The sequence below is a fragment of the Candidatus Omnitrophota bacterium genome, assembly GCA_016929445.1.
Taxonomy (GTDB): domain Bacteria; phylum Omnitrophota; class Gorgyraeia; order JAFGIU01; family JAFGIU01; genus JAFGIU01.
In genome coordinates, this window is the sequence record JAFGIU010000017.1 from 1 (window position 1) to 4,036 (window position 4,036).

Annotated in this window: 5 protein-coding genes; all 5 read right to left on the reverse strand. The window is 56.7% G+C overall.

Translation table 11 applies throughout. The annotated features are described in order from the left end of the window. Positions 1–175: 175 nt before the first annotated feature. Positions 176–493, reverse strand: coding sequence for a Grx4 family monothiol glutaredoxin (gene grxD, locus JW937_01995; protein ID MBN1586183.1), 318 nt, complete (start codon positions 491–493; stop codon positions 176–178). After that, positions 477–755 carry a BolA family transcriptional regulator gene (locus tag JW937_02000; GenBank protein ID MBN1586184.1) on the reverse strand — a complete coding sequence of 93 codons (279 nt, stop codon included), beginning with the start codon at positions 753–755 and terminating at the stop codon, positions 477–479. Before JW937_02000 ends, grxD begins: the two co-directional genes overlap by 17 nt. Before the next feature lie 13 nt (positions 756–768). Continuing rightward, positions 769–1,722 carry a glutathione synthase gene (gene gshB, locus JW937_02005; protein MBN1586185.1) on the reverse strand — a complete coding sequence of 318 codons (954 nt, stop codon included), beginning with the start codon at positions 1,720–1,722 and terminating at the stop codon, positions 769–771. Beyond that, complete coding sequence (locus tag JW937_02010; protein ID MBN1586186.1) at positions 1,713–2,888, reverse strand: glutamate--cysteine ligase; 1,176 nt, start codon at positions 2,886–2,888, stop codon at positions 1,713–1,715. The genes gshB and JW937_02010 overlap by 10 nt, the downstream gene beginning before the upstream one ends. Positions 2,889–3,015: 127 nt before the next feature. Further along, a partial coding sequence (locus JW937_02015) for a GNAT family N-acetyltransferase (GenBank protein MBN1586187.1) occupies positions 3,016–4,036 on the reverse strand: 1,021 nt, incomplete at its 5' end.

The following is a 4,036-nucleotide window of genomic DNA, read 5'->3' on the forward strand; positions in this document are numbered from 1 at the left end:
ACGCAAAGGACCGGTAATGCGAGACGTGCGACCGAGGACCCCGCAGGCGTATCCGGTGCGATACGGTGAGGACGGCCGAGGGAGCACAACGCAGCAGTACCGGTCGTTTCCGGCGTCTTTTGCCGGAGACTCCTGCAATATCCGGGCTAGACCTTCCGGCTGCGTTTGAGGAGATTCATTGAGTCGTTTGGAGAAGGGTCTGCAATTCGCCTTTTTGAAACATTTCCACCGCGATATCGCATCCCCCGACAAACTGTCCGTTGACATAGAGCTGCGGGATGGTGGGCCAATTGCTGAACTCCTTGATTCCCTGGCGCACTTCTCTGTCCGAAAGCACATCAAAGGTCTTGTAGGGGGTTTCTGTGCTTTTGAGAATGTCCACGACCGTGGCCGAAAAGCCGCACTGTGGGGATTCCGGCGTGCCCTTCATGAAGAGCAGAACCGGACTCTCGTCGATAAGAGATTGAATTTGGGCCTTAACTGATTCGGACATTCGTGCCTCCATTTTGATATTCCTGCCATTTCCGGGGCGTCAGAGTCTTGATCTGAACCGCGTGCACAGCCTCCTCCAGCTGCTCACTGAGCGCGCCCATCACAAGTCGGTGCTGCCCAACCAAGGACATCCCCTCAAAGGAAGGGTCCATAACAACCAATTGAAAATGGTCTCCGGTGCCTGTCATATCCTGGACCAATACTTCCGAATTGGGCAGGCGCTTTCTGACGATGGCCTCGATTTCTTGATTCGATATCTGCATATACTCCTCACTTTCAGGCATGAATCCGTTCCCCCACTTTGGCCTCAAGAAAATCGAGGATTTGCTGCTCAAGTTTCACATGACTGAGGCGGTTGATCTCTTGCACGCAAGTCGGGCTCGTTACGTTGATTTCCGTGAGAAGGCCCCCGATCACGTCAATGCCCGCAAAGAACAGCCCTTCCCTCTCCAAGAAGGGGGCAATGCGCTCGCAGATCTGCCGGTCGCGCTCGGTGATCTCCGCCTTTTCCACACTCCCGCCGGCCATCACATTGGACCGATTGTCCGTGGGAGATGCCACACGCAGCACAGCCCCAACGGGCTTTCCGTTCAGAACGATGATTCGCTTGTCCCCTGCCTTGACCTCCGGCAAATAGGCCTGGGCAATAATGGGGACTGTGTGCTCTTCGGTCAGCAAGGACAGAACCGCGCGCAGATTCTTATCCGCCCGCCTCAAGACCATCACCCCCTTGCCGCCAAAAGCATTGATGGGCTTCACCACCATGGCCCCGCCCACGCCTTCCATAAAAGTCAGCAGCTCCTCGAGCCGCCGCGTCACCAAGGTGGGGGGTGTCAGGTCCGGAAAGTGCAAGGCCGCGAGCTTTTCGTTGGCATTGCGCAGGCCTTGAGGCGAATTCATGACAAACACGCGCTGCGGCAAAAAATCCAGAGCCCAGGTCACCTGCAAGTAGCTCTCGTCAAAAGGCGGATCCGTGCGCACGAGCACCGCATCACAGTCCGCGCCCTGAAAAGCGATTTCGATCAAAGCCTCGGGCAAAGCATTTTCAGCCTCGCCAAAACTCACAGGACGCCCGTGAAATTCCACTTGCGTGCGGTCGATGGAAATATTCTCCGGCGTCACACTGAAGATTTCGTGTCCGCGGCGGTGAGCCTCGCGCATCAGGACCACGGTGGTATCCTTGTGCAAGGCAAGTGTTTCTATGGGGTCCATGATGAACGCTATGCGCACGACGGATTCACCTCTGCCAATTCCTCGATTTCTCTGCCGGCGGCGACTCCCGCAATGCGGCTCAAGATTCGATACAGGTCAAATACATTGCAGTCCCCGTGGCAGCCACAGCCCGGACTGTTGTAAGTGTTGCGGTGCGGGCACATCTTGTGGAAGCTCATGCCCGGAGAATTCAGACTTTGCTTCTCGTCCTTCTTTTCATGCTTGCGGTAGAACCCGCCGATAAAACGATTCTGAATTTGGTACACACACACCTCGCAAGGGGAACCCATCATGCGGCAATTCGTGGGGATCCCCTCTTGTACCAAAAAGCGGTGCGTTGTGCCCCCGCCCTTGGCAGAATGCAATTTGTTCTTGGCGCGGCGGCCAATGGCAACAACCTCTTCCGGCGACTCAAAATGCAGAATGCCCATGCCGTAAGTCCCGGAATCGCTCTTGGCAAACACATAAGGCTTGTGGTCAATATTGTGCTCGCGGTATTTTCCCTCGATCCGCTCCAAGGTCCCGGCTACTGCGTCTTGCAAAGCCTGAACGCCTTTTCGCGCAACCAAGTCCACGCCTTCGACCGAAGTGTGGACGGTGGAAACCAACCACGGATCCATTCCGATGAGCGCGCCAAAGTGTTCCAAGAGCGGTTGGGCAAAGGCAAAGTGCTGGCTCTTCAGGCGCGCGTGCCATCCGGCCTGCAGGCTCGGGATAATGGGAATCTCCGTGTTCTGAAGCGGTTCCGGCACACCGGCGGAAGCATCGTTATTGGCCAGGATCAAATCGGGCGGGGGGCTCTGACCCAATTTCTCCACATCCTGAACCACGCTCACCTCAAAGCCCGCATTCTCGATCAACTCCTGCAAACGGGCCAGATGCTCCATGTAAAAAGGATTGCGCGTGTGGGCCTCGGCAAAAACCTGAATGCGCCGCACTGAAGGGTGCTCTTTCCGAATGGCTTCCCCAAAATACCGGGCCCCGTCAGCCAGGCCGTGCTCGCAAAGGTTGTTGAAGCCGGCCGGGAACAAATTGGTGTCCACCACAGCCAGCTTGGAGCTGAAGGCGCGGATATCCAGGGAGCTGTAGATAGGAACCGGGGTGTCCCGCTCCAGGCCGCATAGCCAGGATTCCACGTCAACTCCATGTTTTGCAACAGCTTGTGTGATATGTTCCAGTGCCATGCGAGGACCTCCTATTGAAACCTGACTAAAGTGGTCCTATTTTACCACACTCCTCACAAAAAGGGACGGTTCTCCTACATCTGCTATTGCTGCAACAGCATAGAGAGAACCGTCCCTGGGATAAAAACTAGAGGGCTGTTTCGAGCAGTTCGGACATGCGGCCGGACACAGGAAGGGAAGAGGCGAAGCCGGGAATTGCAGCCGAGGCCCCCGCATCAGAGGGATAGAGTTTGATCAAGTAGCGGTTAGTGGACCCCATGCGTTGGAAGCCCAAACTCTCCGCCATACGCGCAGACGGTCCCACTCCTTCCCGGCTCTTCGGCAGAGAGTTGTCGGTCAAGTCGACATACAGGGCTGTCTCAACAGTCGGCAGGACTTCTTCCACAAGGGTCCGCAAAGCCCGAACCAGAAGGGCCCGCCCCACACCTTGACGTCGATGTTCGACATCCACAGCCAACTGGCTTATCTCCTGTCCGTCTCTCCAGAAACGCACAACCCCGATCACTTGTCCAAATTCGTCCCGGGCAACAAGCAGCCGCTGTGCGCCTCCACCGCGTATTTCTTCCCTCAATTTGACTTCACTGGGAACTTCGGCCTCGGGGATTTGCCCCAGCAAAAGCCGCATCCGGCTGATATCGGGAACCGTGGGTTCGTCTATGCCCTCCCAAACCCTGCCATCCACATACTGGGCGCCTCCGGGCAAGTCCACTCTCTGCAGGTGCGGATAGCGCTCGCAGTGACGCAGCAGTCTTTCGGTCTCGATGACATAGGCCACTTGATCCATGCCGTAATGCTGCACGGCTGCGGTTTCGGCCTCCACAAATCCCAGCTTGCCCCCATAGACCAAGCGGGCAGCGGTATTATCCAGTCCGGTTTGCAGCGAGAGGTTTGTGATGCCGTCTTCCCGGCACGCCTGCGCGAGCTTCTGGAAGAGCCGGGCCACAAGGTTCTGGTTTCTGTAGTCCTCCCTTATGCCAATCCGCCACACATACATGGAATCCGGGTACTGGGCGAGCACGGGTGCGTCTTCCAAAAAGCGCGGAGCCTGCAAATCCCGGCCGCGCAAGCCGAAGATGTAGCCGACCACTTCGTTTCGTTTATTTCGCGCCACAAAGGCATAGTCCCACTTGCCGGCAGAGGCCAAATCC